The sequence below is a fragment of the Komagataeibacter melomenusus genome (assembly GCF_013155395.1).
Lineage (GTDB): Bacteria > Pseudomonadota > Alphaproteobacteria > Acetobacterales > Acetobacteraceae > Komagataeibacter > Komagataeibacter melomenusus.
Map to the genome: position 1 here is coordinate 1 of NZ_JABJWC010000012.1, position 16782 is coordinate 16782.

Annotated in this window: 14 protein-coding genes; 7 read left to right on the forward strand and 7 right to left on the reverse strand. The window is 63.5% G+C overall.

Features of this window, described 5'->3' with window-relative positions; genetic code table 11:
- Positions 1-33: 33 nt before the first annotated feature.
- The 4 genes from HNW77_RS06640 to rfbD are packed head-to-tail and all read left to right on the forward strand — an operon-like array spanning position 34 to position 3949.
- Positions 34-1392: a polysaccharide polymerase gene (locus HNW77_RS06640; protein ID WP_241694331.1), complete on the forward strand. Its 1359-nt coding sequence runs from the start codon at positions 34-36 to the stop codon at positions 1390-1392.
- Entirely contained in the window at positions 1389-2411 is a 1023-nt protein-coding gene (locus HNW77_RS06645) for a glycoside hydrolase family 5 protein (RefSeq protein ID WP_172156298.1), read from the forward strand. The genes HNW77_RS06640 and HNW77_RS06645 overlap by 4 nt, the downstream gene beginning before the upstream one ends.
- Before the next feature lie 44 nt (positions 2412-2455).
- Complete coding sequence (gene rfbC, locus HNW77_RS06650) at positions 2456-3013, forward strand: dTDP-4-dehydrorhamnose 3,5-epimerase (RefSeq protein WP_172156300.1); 558 nt, start codon at positions 2456-2458, stop codon at positions 3011-3013.
- Positions 3014-3061: 48 nt separating this feature from the next.
- The gene (gene rfbD, locus HNW77_RS06655) at positions 3062-3949 is read left to right on the forward strand and encodes a dTDP-4-dehydrorhamnose reductase (protein WP_172156302.1); all 888 of its coding nucleotides are present in this window, start codon (positions 3062-3064) and stop codon (positions 3947-3949) included.
- Positions 3950-4132: 183 nt separating this feature from the next.
- On the opposite strand, the gene HNW77_RS06660 is transcribed toward rfbD, so the two are convergent.
- The gene (locus HNW77_RS06660) at positions 4133-5044 is read right to left on the reverse strand and encodes a hypothetical protein (RefSeq protein WP_241694332.1); all 912 of its coding nucleotides are present in this window, start codon (positions 5042-5044) and stop codon (positions 4133-4135) included.
- Between the two features lie 330 nt (positions 5045-5374).
- Here HNW77_RS06660 and HNW77_RS06665 point away from each other — a divergent pair, with 330 nt between their 5' ends.
- Positions 5375-6532: a DegT/DnrJ/EryC1/StrS family aminotransferase gene (locus tag HNW77_RS06665; RefSeq protein ID WP_241694333.1), complete on the forward strand. Its 1158-nt coding sequence runs from the start codon at positions 5375-5377 to the stop codon at positions 6530-6532.
- A 44-nt stretch (positions 6533-6576) separates the two neighbouring features.
- Entirely contained in the window at positions 6577-7959 is a 1383-nt protein-coding gene (locus tag HNW77_RS06670; protein WP_187353197.1) for an aminotransferase DegT, read from the forward strand.
- A 69-nt stretch (positions 7960-8028) separates the two neighbouring features.
- Here the strand turns inward: HNW77_RS06670 and HNW77_RS06675 are convergent, their stop codons facing one another.
- The 6 genes from HNW77_RS06675 to HNW77_RS06700 form a co-directional block, all read right to left on the reverse strand.
- On the reverse strand, positions 8029-9396 hold the full coding sequence (locus HNW77_RS06675; RefSeq protein WP_172156304.1) for a sugar porter family MFS transporter: 1368 nt from the start codon (positions 9394-9396) through the stop codon (positions 8029-8031).
- Between the two features lie 56 nt (positions 9397-9452).
- On the reverse strand, positions 9453-10589 hold the full coding sequence (locus tag HNW77_RS06680; protein ID WP_172156306.1) for an L-dopachrome tautomerase-related protein: 1137 nt from the start codon (positions 10587-10589) through the stop codon (positions 9453-9455).
- 97 nt (positions 10590-10686) lie between these two features.
- Positions 10687-12156 (reverse strand): xylulokinase, encoded by a 1470-nt coding sequence (xylB, locus tag HNW77_RS06685; protein WP_172156308.1) that lies wholly within the window; start codon positions 12154-12156, stop codon positions 10687-10689.
- A 282-nt stretch (positions 12157-12438) separates the two neighbouring features.
- Positions 12439-13581 (reverse strand): acetoin dehydrogenase dihydrolipoyllysine-residue acetyltransferase subunit, encoded by a 1143-nt coding sequence (locus tag HNW77_RS06690; RefSeq protein WP_172156310.1) that lies wholly within the window; start codon positions 13579-13581, stop codon positions 12439-12441.
- 1 nt (position 13582) lies between these two features.
- Positions 13583-14611 (reverse strand): alpha-ketoacid dehydrogenase subunit beta, encoded by a 1029-nt coding sequence (locus HNW77_RS06695; protein WP_172156312.1) that lies wholly within the window; start codon positions 14609-14611, stop codon positions 13583-13585.
- 28 nt (positions 14612-14639) lie between these two features.
- Positions 14640-15605 carry a thiamine pyrophosphate-dependent dehydrogenase E1 component subunit alpha gene (locus HNW77_RS06700; RefSeq protein ID WP_172156313.1) on the reverse strand — a complete coding sequence of 322 codons (966 nt, stop codon included), beginning with the start codon at positions 15603-15605 and terminating at the stop codon, positions 14640-14642.
- A 214-nt stretch (positions 15606-15819) separates the two neighbouring features.
- On the opposite strand from HNW77_RS06700, the gene HNW77_RS06705 reads away from it, so the two are divergent.
- Positions 15820-16779 (forward strand): helix-turn-helix domain-containing protein, encoded by a 960-nt coding sequence (locus HNW77_RS06705; RefSeq protein ID WP_172156314.1) that lies wholly within the window; start codon positions 15820-15822, stop codon positions 16777-16779.
- Positions 16780-16782: the final 3 nt, after the last annotated feature.

Consider the following 16782-nt stretch of genomic DNA (forward strand, 5'->3'; position numbering starts at 1 on the left):
GCCCCCTTCCCCCCACGCAGGATGCGGATACCCATGCCTCACGGATCTGATACCTTTTCCTTCCTGCCTGCCAGCGCGCCAGCCTTCCGCGCCACGCCCCGCGTCAGTACGCACGCGCCCGCCCTGTCGCGGGCCGATGGCATATCATGGCTGGTGGTGGCGGGGGCCGTGTTCAACCTGGTGCTGTGCTTCATCAACACCCGGCATGTCATCACCGTCCATAATTCGGAAATCGTGCTGTGCGAACTGTTCATCATTTTCCTCGCCTTCCTTGAAGTGCGCAACACCATCTCGCCCGCCGTGGTGCGCATAACGGGCGTGATGGTGTGTTTCGAGGTGGGGGCCAAGCTCATCAATCCCGGCCTGGACATGAAGATCTTGCATGACCTGGCCATTGCCTATGTCTTCTACCAGCTAGGCACGCGTTCCACCCTGCGCGCGGGTGAGCGGACAATGTGGGTGATGATGGCGATCATCCTGTTCATCGGGTTTTTCGAACTGATGTTCACCAACGTGTTCGGCATGGTGTTCGATGTCTGGACCTATTACGTGAACAAGGGCGTCATCGCCAGCACCACGGTCAATTACAGCAACACCAACCTCTTTATCAGCGGCAATCGCGGGGCTGCGGCGTCGCGCACGTTCTTCCAGTCCATCTTCGGCTCGCACCGCGTGTCCTCCGTCTTCCTTGAGCCGGATTCACTGGGCAATTTCTCGGCCATCGGGTTTGCGTGGTGCCTGAGCACCCATCTCGGCTCGCGGCTGCGCCATGCGTGCCTGTTCTTCCTCTCCGCCCTGTGCTTCGTGCTGGCGGATTCCCGCTTTGCGTCGGGCTGCACGGTGGCGATGGTGCTGTTGCGGCTGACCCCGCTGTACCGCTCGCGCTTCGTGGTGTTCGCCATGCCGGTGGCGGTGATGCTCGGCCTGATGATCCAGGGCGCCAACCACGAGATGCCGGGCATCCTGCCGTCCATCATCGGCGACAACTTCTCGGGCCGCCTGCTGTTTTCGGGCCGGCTGCTCGATTACTGGAACCTGCCGCAATGGTTCGCGCTCGCCCCCTCGCAGGTCTATACGGCGGATACGGGCTATGCCTACATCATCAACAACCTTGGCCTGCCGCTGACCCTGTTCCTGCTGGCACTGTTCACCATGCACCCTGCCCACACCGAGGCCGCCGTGTCGATGAAGGCGATGATCTCGCTCTATTTCTCCACCTCGCTGTGCATCGGGGCCTCGGTCTTCACCATCAAGACGGCAGCGCTGCTGTGGTTCCTGTATGGCACGACCAACAGCATGATCCCCATGGCAGAGACCGTGCGCCAGGCGCCCGAGCGCCTGAAAGCCTTTCGCTTCAACCGCTTCTCCCCTTCAGCGGAGCATGTGACATGACAGCTTTCCCTTCTTCCCCGCGCTGGCCCGCCTGGGTGCTGGGCGCCCTTGCGGGGGGCGGGCTTGCACTGGCCGCTCCGGCAACTGCCCAGACCTATCGGGGCGTGAACCTTGCGGGCGCGGCCTATTCCTCCAACAAGCTGCCGGGGCGCTACGGGTATGATTATCTCTACCCCAAGCCGGCGGAGGTGGATTACTTCACGCAGGCGGGCATGAACACCTTCCGCCTGTCGGTGCTGTGGGAGCGGCTGCAACCCACGCTGAGCGGCCCGCTTGATGAAAAGGAACTCCAGCGCGTCAGCCAGTTCATTGCCTACGCGCAGGCCCATAATGCCGCGACCGTGCTCGACATCCACAATTACGGGCGCTACCGGGGGCAGGAAGTGGGTACGCCCGGCGTGCCTGACGCGGCCTTCGCCGATCTGTGGGCGCGGCTGACGCAGGCTTTTGGCAATAACACCCATGTCCTGTTCGGCCTGATGAACGAGCCGCAGCAGCATGACGCGGGTGCCTGGAAGGACGCCGTGCAGGCCGCGATTGATGCCATACGCAAGGCAGGTGGCCACAACCTGATCCTGGTGCCCGGCATTGGCTGGGATGGCGGGCACAGCTTTGCCAAACTCAACGGCCCGGCCTTAAGCCAGCTCCATGACCCCGATAACAAGCTGCTCTATGAAGTACATGAATATTTCGATGCCGATGCCTCGGGCACCAAAGCCGACTGCATTGCGCCCGACAAGGCGGTTGACCGCCTGCGCCCGTTTACCGACTGGCTGCATGCCAACCATGCCCGCGGCTTTCTGGGGGAGTTCGGGGTCAGCCGCCAGCCCGAATGCGTGAAACTGCTCGACCCCATCCTGTCGCACCTGCGCGACAACGCCGATGTATGGACCGGATGGACCTATTGGGCGGCAGGCCCGCTCTGGGGCAACTATATGTTTACCCTTGAGCCCGACCATGGTACCGACCGCCCGCAGATGACGGCTATCAGGCCCTTTCTTGCAGGTGGCACGCACTGACCATTGATTGCAACGGCCATAACCGGAATTTCAGGAGCCCTTTCATGGATATAAAGACCTTCAACATCGCGGGCATGATGCTGATCACCCCGCCGCGCTTTGGCGATGATCGTGGTTATTTTTCCGAAACCTTCAATGCCGCCCGCATGAAGGAAGCCGGCATTACCGACACGTTCGTGCAGGACAATCACAGCCTGTCGCGCCAGCGCGGCGTGGTGCGTGGGCTGCACTGCCAGCTGCCGCCCCACGCACAGGGCAAGCTGGTGCGCTGCACGCGCGGCAGCATATGGGATGTGGGGGTGGATATCCGCACCGGCTCGCCCACCTTTGGCCAGTGGGTGGGCGTGACCCTGTCGGAAGAAAATGGTTCGCAGCTCTGGATTCCGCCCGGCTTCCTGCACGGGTTCTGCACATTGAGCGAAAATGCCGAAGTGCAGTACAAATGCACCGACCTGTGGAACCGCGAATGCGAGCGCTCGGTGCGGTGGGATGACCCGCTGCTCAACATTGAATGGCCGGTGGCCCCCGGTGCGGCCATCCTGTCGGCCAAGGATGCGGCGGCGGAGGCGTTCTCCAACGTCAATGACTGGTTTCACGTCTAGAACGCCCCTTACCCATCCTTTCCTCCCGCAAGAAGAAAAAAGCTCACGATGCAGAAATCGATCCTGGTCACCGGCGGCAGCGGCCAGCTTGCCAGCGCCCTTGCCGCCCAAGGCAATGTAAAACGGGCTGGCCGCCCCGGCTTTGATTTTGAGCGGCCCGACACGATTGATGCCGCCTTCCGCGCGGCAGACCCCTCCTTTGTGGTCAACGCCGCCGCGTGGACCGCCGTTGACGCCGCCGAGACCCACGAGGCGGAAGCCGAACGCGCCAACAATACCGGCCCCGCCCATCTGGCCGCCCTGTGCCATGAACGGGGCATTCCCTTCATCCACATCTCGACCGACTACGTTTTCAGCGGCGACAAGGGCAGCCCCTATGTCGAGACCGACCCGGTTGATCCGCGCTCGGTCTATGGCCGCACCAAGGCGGAAGGCGAGCAGGCCGTGCTCGCGGCCCACCCCGGCAGCATCATCCTGCGCACGGCCTGGGTCTATTCGCCCTATAACCGCAATTTCGTGCGCACCATGGTCAACGCTGCCGCCCAGCGCCCGGTACTGCGCGTGGTCAGCGACCAGATCGGCAACCCCACCAGCGCCGACCAGTTGGCCGATGTGATTTTCAGGATCATCGCCCGCATTGAGGAAAATGGCTGGAAAGACGAATATGCCGGTATTTTCCATGCCGTGGGCGAAGGGGCTACGAGCTGGTACGAACTGGCCCGCACCGCCATCGCCGCCGCTGCCCGCCGGGGCAACCCGCTGCCCGAGATCGAGCCGATCACCACGGCGGACTGGCCCACACCAGCGCGCAGGCCGCCCGATGCAAGGCTGGACTGCACGCGCCTCAAGCAGGTCTTTGGCTGCGCGCCCGGCCCGTGGGCGCCGGAGGTGGACCGGGTTGTGGACGAGATCATGAAGCAGGAACAACAGGGATAAAAGTTTTTGGGTGCCGCCTTTTTTCAAAAAGGTGGCATTCTTCGAAGCTTTTTGAAAAAAGCTTCACCAAAAACTTCCTTATGATTACTGGATGTTTTCCGGGCTAACTTTCAAGCAATCTCCTGGAAAACATCGCCTTTTAAAAAGGCGACACCCGGAAACATCTTATATATTCAGGAAATACTACAGACCACCCCGGGCTATTTGCAGCCTCTGGATCGCGCGCGCAAGGGCTGCACGGTAAAGCTGCCAGCGTGATACCGCACCGGGAAAGCGCCTGAGTTCTCGCCGCAAATGACTACCGGGCATGAAGTAATGCCGCACGAAATGCGTCTGCCGCAGCAGGCTGGCAATATAACGCTTCTGGTCCAGAACCGGGTGCACGAATGTATGCCCCCCCGCAGGCAGCACCAGATCGGCCTCGAGAATGGGCGGGAACCATGTATAGCGCGAGACATCGCCATACCGGCCCAGCGGCACGAAATTGAGCCCGGCCTTTTCTATTTCCGATGCGACGAAAGCCTCACCAAGCGGCCAGAATTTGATTCCCGCCCCCGGCGCCGACATGGCGCGCCGCCGCGCCGCGAGATGCATGAGCGCACGGCTGGAAAAAAAGGAAATGCAGTTGAGCGAAGCCCGCAACTGCCCATCGGGGTAGATCCCGGCATGAAACGCCGTCCAGTACCATGACAGGTCCGCCACGATGGGATGCGCGACGAAATCGGCGTCGTCCGCGATCATGTCAGCAAGCAGGCGGCTGCCATTGCCACCGATGCAGGCGTCATATTCAACAAACAGATAATACGCGTACTCAGGAATGCGGGCCTGTACCTGATAATGGGTATAATCGGCATTCCACCACAGCAGGCTGCCTTTTTCAAAACGGTTGGCAAACCCAGCGTCCACCATATCGGCATTGCAGGTGCGCAATACATTGGGGTGCGCAATAGTGCCCGCAAAGCCGCCCGTCTCGTCAATGGAAACAAAAATGTCCGTATCCGGAAAAGTGGCCTGCAGGCGCTGCAACTGGCGCTGCACGAAACTGTCCCATGCATAGGTTTTCAGTACAATAGCGCATGTTCGTGCGGCGGTCATGTCGGTCGCGATCCCTGATTCATGTGCATTATGACCTAAATTGGCTGAAGGATATTCCGGTTTTCCTGTTTTTCATGAATATGTCCTATAGGGAAAAACACTGGTCGTTTTTTTTCGATGCATGAATTTTTATTTTCTTTTTCATTTATCGTATACTTTGCTCATACATGAGATCACATGAACGTGTGGTAAACGATATGCCTCTGTGCGCGTTAAAAATGTACATGGTATGTAATTTTGCAAGCACCCTGGCATCCGATGGTACCTAGGGTGCGGCAATCAGAACAATACTTGTACTACTCACCGAATTCAGTGAATCGGAATGTGAAAATGACAGAAATGTCGCTCCCGGAAATATCGTTCATCCGTTCCAACATTCCGAAGATCAGCCAGTTATCCGAGAGCGTCATCGCAATGGAAAACTCGGGCATCTATACCAATTATGGCCCGATCAACCAGAAGTTCGAAAAACGCCTCGTCGAGCAGATGTTCGGCGGCGTGGGCCAGTGCGTAACGGTGTGCAACGCCACGATCGGCCTCATGATGGCGCTCAAATATGTCACGCGCCACACCAGTCCTGAGCGCCAGCGCTATATCATCATGCCATCCTTTACCTTTGCCGCGGCGGCGCATGCCGTATTGTGGGCAGGCTTCGTGCCGCTCCTGTGTGATATCGACCCGCAGGACTGGATGGCATCGCATGATGCCGAACAGGCACTATTACAACAGTACAAAGGCCAGGTTGCGGCAATATTTCCCTATGCCACCTTCGGCAATGCTGCCGATATGGCATACTATACGGAACTCGAAAGGCACACGGGCATTCCCGTCGTGATTGATGCCGCAGCCTCACTTGGCGCGCGCGACAGCCAGGGCCGTGGCTTTGGCCAGGGCTCGCCGCATGCCATCATCTGTTCGCTTCACGCTACAAAAACCATGGGGATTGGTGAAGGCGGTTTCATTTACGCCAACAACCCCGAGATGATCGAAGCCCTGCGGGCCATGGGCAATTTCGGTTTTGGCCAGGTCCGCCATGCCACCATGCCGGGCCTCAATTCCAAACTGCCTGAAATCGGGGCGCTGCTGGCCCTGTCGGGGCTGGAACAGCTTGATGCCGTGGTCGAGAAAAAATGCAGCATCGAACGACTGTATTACGACCTGCTGCCCGAGTTCACGTTCCAGCGCCCGCGCGGCACGCGCACGGCCTATCAGTTCCTGCCCGTGCGCCTGCCCGCGCAGTACGCCCCGCACCGCCGCGCCATACTTGAGCGCATGAAGCAAAGGCGCATTGGCACTTCCACCTATTTCTCGCCCCATCTGCATGAACAGAGCTATTTCGCCGCCAATAGCGTGGCGGGCGACCTCAGTGCGACCACAGCGCTGGCCGCATCCATCGTGTCGCTGCCGCTATGGCATGAAATGACCCCTGAAATGGTGCATTACGTGTGCCGCGAATTCAGGGCCGCCTGCCATGCCCAGATTGTCTGAGCCCCCGTCGTTCCTTCCCACCACGGAAAACGGACCCATGCCCCATGTCCACCCACGCGACAACGCCCATCCTCATTGCTGGCGGCGGCCCCGCGGGCATTGCCATCCTGCTCGCCGCCTCACGCATCGGCCAGTTACCCCACCTCCTTGATGCTGGCGTGACCCTGGTTGAACAGGGCAGCACGATCGGCTCCGGCATGCTGGGGCGCTATGTCATCAACTCCGACAGCGCGGCGGAAACCTTTGTCGATGCGATTACAGCCAACCCCGTGCCGGAACTTGCCCGCCTGACCCACCACCCGCTGGTGGAAATGATCCGCAGCCAGGGCCGGCAGCCCCTGCCGCTGCGCATCGTGGCGGATTTTCTCAATGTAGTGGGCCATGTGCTGACCGGGATCATCGCAGCCCACCCCGCCTCCCGCCTGCTCACCGGCTGGCGGCTTGAAACCCTGACCCGGCAGCAAGATGGCAGTTGGCTGGCCGATCTTGCCACGACCCGCGGGGCCCGCAGCCAGCAGGTGGTTGCGGGCAAGGTGGTGCTGGCCCTTGGCGCCTGCCAGCCCGAAGCACGCCTTTATACCGAGAACGTGGCAGGCCGCCCCCTGCTGCCGCGTTATGCGGGGCGTGTCGTGCAATCCGATGCCCTGCTGGCGCCCGAAGGCATGCCCACGCTGCGCGCCATGCTGGCGGGATGCGAAAAACCCAGGATCACCATTATCGGCGGCGCCAGCAGCGCCCTGTCATCGGCCAATGTCATTCTGCGCGACATGGGCGAGCGGATCGCGCCGGGGCACCTGACGCTTCTGCACCAGTCCCGGCTCAAGCTGTTCTACCGCACGGCGGAGGAAGCAAAAGCGGACGGGTATGCCGATTTTACTGACAGCGACATCTGCCCGGTCAGCCAGTTCGTGCATCGCTTTGGTGGCCTGCGTTATGATTCGCGCAACCTGGCCATGCGCCTGCTGGGCATTGCCGGCGCCCCGCCCGAGCCGCGCCTGCACGCGCTGCAAATGACGCCCGACAATACAGCGCAGATACAGCACATTCTCGATCATTCCGATGCCATCATCGCCTGTCTTGGCTACAGCCCGCGCCGCGTGCGCGTGCGCGACGCGCTTGGCCAGCCCATCGCCCTTGCGGCAGACCAGCCCCATGGCGCCCTGACCGGGCCGAACTGCGGCATTCTCGATCAGGCGGGGCACGAAATTGCGGGCCTGTTTGGCATTGGCCTTGCCTCGGGCTTCAGGCCATCGGGGGCCATGGGGGGGGAAGCCAGCTTCCGCGGGCAGGTCAACAGCCTGTGGCTGTGGCAGAACGCCATCGGGGAGCGGATCCTGACGCATATCCTGCCCCTTTCGGCGCGTGCGCCTTCCTCTCCCGTGCCGGCGCGCCCGTTCGACCTCGCACGCGGGCATGTACATCTTTGAAAATAAAAGTTTCTAACAACGTCGCCTTTTTGAATAAAGGCGACACCCAAAAACGTCTTTACTTCAGGTTCAGCGCAACTGGTCGAAGGTGCCCGCCTTGAGGGCAGTCTCGATTTCCTCAAGCGAGCGGCCACGGGTTTCGGGCACGTAGCGCCAGATGAACACGAAGGCCAGCACGTTCAGCCCCGCATACATCCAGAACGTGCCCGCCGCACCGAGGGCCTGCACCAGAGAGAGCGTGGTGAGCGAGATCAGCAGGTCCGCCGTCCAGTGGGTCGCGGCCACGAGGCTCATGCCCTTGCTGCGGCACGAGAGCGGATAGACCTCGGCCCCCACCAGCCAGATCGCCACCGACAGGCTGCCCACGTTGAATATGGCGTAGCACACCACCGCTGCCGCCGTGATCCATGTATTGATGCCATGCGTTGCCCCCTGGGCAAACATCACTGCCAGCACCATGAGCGATAGCGCAGCACCGGGCACCAGCCGCAGCAGCAGCCTGCGCCGCCCCCATGCATCAACCGCCCAACTGCCAAAGGCGGTGGAGATGACCATGGCCACGCCAATGGCGATCGAGGTCAGCAGCGCCGATCCCTCGCCAAACCCCACGCCCGCGAAAATGGTGGGTGCGTAATACAGCACCGCGTTGATGCCGGTAATCTGGCAGAACAGCGCCACCCCCACCGATGCCACCACCGCCGGCCGCACCCAGGGTTGCAGCAGGGCCGACCACGGGGCCTGCTCATCATGCATGGCCACGATGGCATCGAGTTCGGCGCGGGCCGCCACCGGGTCACGCCGCAGGCGTTGCAGCACGTCAAACGCGCTTTCCAGCCTGCCCTTCATGGCCAGCCAGCGCGGGCTGCGCGGCAGCAGCGACATGCCGCCCAGCAGGATCACCGCCGGAATGACCCCCAGCCCGAACATGAGCCGCCAGGACTGCGCGCGGAACAGGTAACCAACAATAAAGGAGACAAGAATGCCGGTGACAACGGCAAGCTGGAACAGCACCACCATCTGGCCGCGTTTTTCTCGCGGTGCGATTTCCGCGATATAGACCGGCACGATCTGCGAGCACATGCCCACGGCCAGCCCCAGGATGAAACGCGCCGCAACCAGCACGCCCACCCCCGGCGCGAAAGAGGCGACCAGCGTGCCCACGATAAAGACGAGGGCCGCGAACATGATCATGTAGCGCCGCCCCAGCCGGTCGGACAGCGGGGCGGCCATCAGGCATCCCGCGAGCGCCCCGGCCACGATGGCCGAGGTCACCACCTGCTGCCCCAGCGTGCCCAGGGCAAAGGCCGGGGTGATCTGCAAAAGGGCTGCTGAAATGATGCCCGTATCATACCCGAACAGAAGGCCGCCGGTCGCGGCCACGCCTGCAATCAGGTTGACAATGCCGGAGCCGGTAACCGTTTGACTGTGATGCGCCATTATTATGCGTTCTTTCAACTGCGCCGGATCAGGGCGGGGCGGCGGCGCGCCCGGGGTTATTGCATCGGTATCTTCACCACCAGCCAGGGGCGCTCTTCCATGTCGTGCCCGTCATGGAACACGGGCAGCCGCCCCCACTGGCCCACGGTCAGCCACAGCGCGTTATCCTTGATGGTCAGGCCATCGGGCGCGATCAGGCGCGGGTCATGGGCTACGACCGAAAGCTGCCCGTCAGGCAGGCGGCGCAGTACGGCGTGGCGTTCGATATCGGTCAGGTAGAGGGAATTGTCCGGCCCGGTCGCCATGCCGTCCACCACGGCGTCCTCCCCTTCGTCGCGCACGGCCTGTTCAAGCTGCGCGGGCCTGGTGGCGGGGTTGGCCAGGAGTGCGGTCGGCGCGCTGTACAGCCTGCGGCTGGACAGGGGCTGCCAGTACAGCGTGCTGGAATCCGTGCTCAGCGCAACACCGTCGATCCCGCCCTGCCCCATGGCCGGATGCGCCATGTCATAACGCAGCATCCTGCCATCGAGTTCCATGGCAAAGCCCTGCTCGGCACGGACGGAGGGCGCGTTTTCAAGCACGCGGCGGGCATGGCCGGTGGCAATATCGACCACGATGATGGCCGGGTGATCCATCTGCGAGGTATCGCTGATGAAGGCGGTGCCCTTCCCGCCATGCGTCAGGTCCACACGCACGTCATTGACGTGGCTGTCCGGTCGCGTGGCGCCGGTGTCCGGGCCGAGGGGGATGGTGGCGATGATCTGGCCACTCCTGGGGTCCAGCCCGATCAGCATCGGGGTGGCGGGCGCTGCCTGCCCGGCCACGGTGCCTTCATCCACGATCCACAGGTGGCCCGCCGTATCCACCGTCATGCCAAGGGGGGAAATGAAACGCGCCTGCGTCGCTTCATCGGGGAAGGGAATGGCCTTGCCCTTGACCAGCTGGCCCAGGCGCGGCCCCTTGTGGTCGGCGGCGCTGCGGGGGAAGGCAATGACCAGCCGCCCGTCAGGCAGGGCCGCGATGCCGGAGGGCTGCATGTCCGCAAACCGGGCGACCACGGTTATGTTGCCACTTGGCGCAGCACCATGGTCCACGCTGTCCCTGGCATGGGCGCCCATGGGCGCGAGAAGGGCCAGCAGGGCCGCCCCGCAGGCATAATGATGGAAAAGACGGGGGAACAGGCGTGTTTTCATCAAACTCTATCCATTTCCTTATTCTTGCCCGACATGCGTAACATGATCGCCATACGGCCATAACCGTCTTTTTCCACACCCTGCCCCGCCTGTACCTTCAGGCCGGGCATGCGGCCATCGCACTGCGCAGGGCGGGATAAAGCGCGCGGTAACGGGCCAGTGGCGTGGCGTAGGCTGCGGCCATGGTCGCATCGGGCACGAGCGTCTCCTCACGCTGCTGCGGCTGGCATATGGCGGCAACCGCCTCGCCGGTTACAGCGATTCGGGCCAGACGCGCCGCACCAAAGGCCCCGCCCTGCGCCCCATGCGCCAGGCGGTGCAGCGCAAGCCCCGTGACATTGGCAAGGATCGAGACCCACAGGCGGCTGTGCGAGCCCCCGCCAATCACGTCCGCATCGTGCAGGACGGACCCGGCATCGGCCAACGCATCGACCACGTCGCGAAACGAGAAGGCAACGCCTTCCAGCACGGCCTGCGTCATCTCCGCCCGCGTGGTGGTATCCGCCAACCCGGCGAAGCTACCCCGGATCTGCCCGTCATTATGCGGCGTGCGCTCGCCTGAAAGATAGGGCAGGAACATGACGGGCGAAGGCCGCGTGATCTCGGGCGGCAATTCGGCCAGCAGGGCACTTTCCGCCATGCCGGTGACACGCGCCCACCACGCCAGCGACGACGCGGCCGAGAGTGTCACCCCCATCTGGTGCCACATAGCGGGCACGGCATGGCAGAAGGCATGGATGCCGCCCTGCGGATGGGGGCGAAAACGGTCGGTCGTGACCCACAGCACGCCCGATGTGCCCAGTGACAGGAAGGATGACCCCGCCTGCACCGCTCCCAGCCCCACGGCACCGGCGGCATTGTCACCCGCCCCGCCTGCCAGCACGGGGCGGCCCTGCATGCCCCAGCGCCGGGCCAGGTCAGCATGGAGCAGGCCCGCCCGCGCCGTGCCCTCGACCACAGCGGGCATGGCGTCACGGCCAAGCCCGGTGGCTGCCAGCGCCGCATCCGACCAGCACCGCCCGCCGACATCGAGCCACAGCGAACCGGCAGCATCGGACATGTCATCAATCATCTCGCCGGTCATGCGGTAGCGCAGCCAGGCCTTGGGCAGCAGCACATGGCGGGTGGCGGCGAACACCGCGGGCTCATGTTCAGCTACCCAGATCAGCTTGGGCGCGGTAAAGCCGGGCATGGCGATGTTGCCACAGACCTGCCGGCTATAGGGAAAGCGGCGCTCGAATTCGGCGCATTGCGCCACGCTGCGCAGGTCATTCCACAAAATGCACGGGCGCAGCACGCCCCCATCGGCGCCAAGCAGCACCGCGCCATGCTGCTGCCCCGACAGGCCAATGCCCACGACCTGCGCCATCTCGCGCGGGTTTGCCGCCGCCAGCGCATCCATGGTGCCCAGCAGCGCCGCCCACCAGTCCTGCGGGGCCTGTTCGCTCCACCCCGGCTGCGGCGATGTTACGCGCAGGGGGTGGGCGTGGCTGGCGACGACCTGCTGCCGGTCATCGACCAGCACGGCCTTGAGAGATGATGTACCCAGGTCCAGTCCGACAAACATTATTGTTATTCCCGTGCCGTAACTGGCATTGCAGTTGCGGCATTGCTGTTTTCTGCTTGTTCAGGACTTTACTCAAGACATACCGGCCGCGTTGTGGCAAGCACCGGATGGACACCTTATGGTGACCGGAATGCGGCAGGACCGAATATTGTTGCGGAAAATAAAAGTGCCGGGCCTGACATGCGTTAATTTTTTTCCAAAAACAGTTCATGAATGAAATACAAAGTTTCCGGGTGCCGCCTTTCCCCCAGAAGGCGGCATGCTGATTGTCAAGAACAGGCTTTACGCCGTCGCCACCTCATGCCCGATGAAGGCTTCCACAACTTCATTGACCGTCGTGGCGCTTTCAAGCTGCGGCATGTGCCCGATGGCGGGCAGGATGTGGCGGGTCACGCTGCCCGGCAGGCCATCGGCCTGTGCCACGGGCAGGATTTCATCCGCCTGCCCCCAGATCAGGGTCACGGGCATGTCGGCCGTGGCCAGCACGGGGCGCAGGTCATCGCCCTGCTTCCCGCCCGGAAAACACGCCGCCGCCACCGTGCGCAATGCGGCTTCCGCCCCGTCCAGCCGCTTGTAGCGCAGCACGTCATCGGCCATGCGCCGCCCGATGAGCGATTTGTCATGCACCAGGTATTTCAGCACATCCTGCACGCCGCGCACGCGGTCGGCCTCGATGAAGCCGTTGATGAAATCCATGTTGATCTGCGGCCCCAGCCCGGCGGGGGCGATAAGGGCCAGCGACGCCACCTTGGCAGGCTGGACCTGGGCCAGTGTCAGCGCAATGCCGCCGCCCAGCGAATGGCCCATGACATGCACGCGTGGCAGATCGAGATGCGCCAGCAGTTGCGCCGTGACATCGGCAAAGAACGCCAGCGTGCCCGGCCCCACATCCTTTGACGAGCCGCCATGCCCCGGCAGGTCGAATGCAATGACGCGCCGCCCATGCGCAAGGGCTGCGTGATTGAGCATCCAGTTCTTGAGGTCGCCACCAAAACCGTGAATGAGCACGAGCGGCGTGCCGTCTCCTGCGCCCCGGTCATGCACCCGCAGGTTGTGCGCGCCCACCTGCATCATCACCGGCTCATCAGCGGCCTCCGCCCCGCCGGGCGCGTCCGATGCAGCGGCAAAATCGGCCTGGAAGCGGGTGATGAACGCATCGATATCCGCATCCGCCACCGCCGCATCGGCCACGATGCCGATCAGCGCGCCCACGGGCAGCATCTCGCCATTGGCTGCTACATGGCGGCGCAGCAGGCCCGCGACCGGGCTTTCGAAAGTGTTGGTGATCTTGCTGGTCTCGATATCGACCAGTTCCTCGCCGGTCGTGACCTGCGTGCCGGGCTCGACCAGCCAGCCCGCAATCTTGCCCTCCGTCATGGCAAGGCCGAATTTGGGCATGGTGATGGGGGTGATGTCGGGAGTCATGTCACACTTTCTCCTTTACGCGGTGGTTCATGGTGGCGGTGACCGCAGCCTCGATCTTTTCAACGCTGGGCATGTACAGCGTTTCCAGCACGGTGGCGAAGGGCACCGGCGTGTGGGGTGGCACCACGCGGCGGATGGGCGCGCGCAGGGCATCAAATGCCTCCTCCGCCACCAGGGCCGCGATATCGGTGGCCATGTTGCAGCGCGGGCTGGATTCATCAACAATGACCAGCCTGCCGGTATCGGCCACGCAGTCCAGTATGGTCTCGCCATCGAGCGGCGATGTGGTGCGCGGGTCGATGACCGTGCAGCCTATGCCTTTTTTTGCCAGCCGGTCGGCAGCCTCGTTGGCCATGCCCACCATGCGGCCAAAGGCCACGATGGTCACGTCATCGCCCTCCCGCGTGAGGTTGGCTTCGCCAAAGGGGATGGCGTAGGGCTCATCGGGCACCTCTTCCTCCACGTCATACATCACCTTGTTTTCAAGGAAGATGACGGGGTCATCATCACGTATGGCCGAGATGAGCAGGCCCTTGGCCTCGTAGGGGGATGACGGGATGACCACCTTCAGCCCCGGAATATGGGTAAACAGCGGATACAGCGCCTGGCTGTGCTGGGCTGCGGCATTGAAGCCCGCGCCGTACATGGCCCGGATGACCAGCGGCGTGCGCGCCTTGCCGCCAAACATGTAGCGGAACTTGGCGGCCTGGTTCATGATCTGGTCGAGGCAGCAGCCGACGAAATCGACAAACATCAGTTCCGCCACCGGGCGCAGGCCGGTCACGGCGGCCCCTGCGGCAGCGCCGATATAGGAGGCCTCGGTAATGGGGGTGTCGAGCACGCGGGTCTCGCCAAATTCCTCATACAGGCCCTTGGTCACACCCAGCACGCCGCCCCAGGCATCGACCGTGCCAGCCGAGCCGCCACGGCCACCCGCCACGTCCTCGCCCATCAGGATGACGGTGGGGTCGCGGCGCATTTCCTGGCGCAGGGCCTCGTTGATCGCCTGGCGGAAGCTTTTCTTGCTCATGGATTATCTCCTTCGCGTTGGGGCAGGGTCAGTAGCGCACGTACACATCGGCCAGCAGGTCGGCTGACTGCGGCAGCGGGTCATCCTTGGCCTGCAGCACGGCGGCCTCGATCTCGTCGGTTACGGCCGTATCGACCTCGTCGAGCACGCTGTCCTCGAACAGGCCCGCCTGCGTCACGCGCTCGCGGAACAGCCTGAGGCAGTCATGGTCGCGCTTGGCCTCGGCGACTTCGCCCGGCGCGCGATAGGTCATGGCGTCACCCTCAAAATGGCCATACCAGCGCTGCAGGTGCACATGCAGCATGACCGGCCCCCTGCCCGCGCGCGCATGGGCGATGGCCTCGCCCGCCGCCTCATGCACGGCGAAGTAATCCGAGCCATCGCATTCGATATACGGCATGCCAAACCCGGCAGCCCGCGCCTTCTGGGTGCCCGCGCAGGCAAAGGAGGCACCCGTGGCCTCGCCATAGCCGTTGTCTTCCACCACGAACACGGCGGGAAGCTGCCAGACGGAGGCAAGGTTGAGGCTTTCAAGCGTGGTGCCTTCATTCGAGGCGCCATCGCCATAGAACGCCACCGCAACCCCACCATCACGCAGGGTCTTGTGCGAGAGTGCGGCGCCACAGATCAGCGGCGGGCCGCCACCCACGATGCCATTGGCGCCCAGCATGCCGCAGGCAAGGTCGGCAATATGCATCGAGCCGCCCTTGCCCCGGCACACGCCGGTGCTGCGGCCATAGATCTCGGCCATCATGCCCGCCACTTCTACGCCCTTGGCAATGCAGTGGCCGTGGCCGCGATGGGTGCTGGCAATGGTATCGTTATCGGTCAGGTTGGCGCACACGCCCACGGCGGAGGCTTCCTCACCACAATACAGATGCACGAAGCCGGGTATCTCACCGGTTGCAAATTCGACATGCAGGCGCTCTTCAAACATCCGGATGGTGCGCATCGCCCGATACGAGCGCAGCAGCGTTTCACGCGCTATTTGCATGGGTCTTTTCCCTGTTTCTTCCCTGGTCCCGTCGCGCATGCCATGCGGCACGCAACCGGGCTGTGGGCAGCACACACGCAAGCCACCTGTGGGCGCAAGCACGCGGCCCCGATGCTTCACGCCCATGTGACGGGGCCGGTACGAAGTGTCGCGAAACCGCGCCATGTGGCCGCGTGTTTAGCCGCCACCCCTCCCACCCTGGCAAAGAGACAGCATGCTGCACGGTTCCGGTTTTCCGCCTGCCTTCCCTGCCCGGCCTGCCCCTTCCGTGATCGGGACGGGGCTGGAAGCCTCATGGCAACGGTGCCGGCACGACTACGCGCTCGACCCCAGCACGCCCGTGCTGCCCGATGTGCTGTCGGGCACGGAACTGCGCCATGCCTGCCAGCACGCGGGGCGCATGCTGTATTTTGCAGGCCCCGAAATGGTGCGACTGCACCACGCGCTTGAACCCGTGGGCTACACCGCCCTGCTGGCCGATACCGCGGGCGTGGTGCTGGCGCATAACGTGGCGGGCGCCCTGCAACGCGGCTGCCGCCGGTGGAACCTGTGGCCCGGCGCCGTATGGCACGAGCGCCATGCGGGCACCAACGGCATTGGCACCTGCCTTGCCGAACAGCGCAGCATCAGCGTGCACCGCAATGAGCACTGGCGCAGTTTCCTGCACGGGCTGACCGGCATCGCAACGCCGGTCTATGACGCGATGGGGCGCATGGCGGGCGCGCTCAATGCCAGTTCCTACCGCCCCTCGCCCGATGGCAGCCTTGGCGCGCTCATCGCCTCAAGCCTGCTGCAGGCCGCGCGCCAGATCGAGCAGGCTTTCTTCATGGACCTGTATCGGGGCCATACCATCATGCTGCTCGGGCCGCCGCAGGGCGCATCGGCATCCGTGCCGATGATGGCGCTCAACCGCGAGCGGCATGTGGTGGGCGCTACCCATGCCGCGCGCGTGCAGATGGGCCTGCCGCCTGCGGGCGATGTCAACCTGTGCCTGATGGAGGAGACCGTGCAGCGCTCGCCCCTGCGCGAAGCGCAGGCCATGGCCATCCGCACGGCCCTGGCCAGCGCGGGCGGGAAGGTGGCGGTGGCGGCAAGGATGCTGGGCATCAGCCGCTCGACCCTGCACCGCAAGCTGCGTGCCCTTGATGGCACACGGGCGGCCATGCGGCCCTGAACC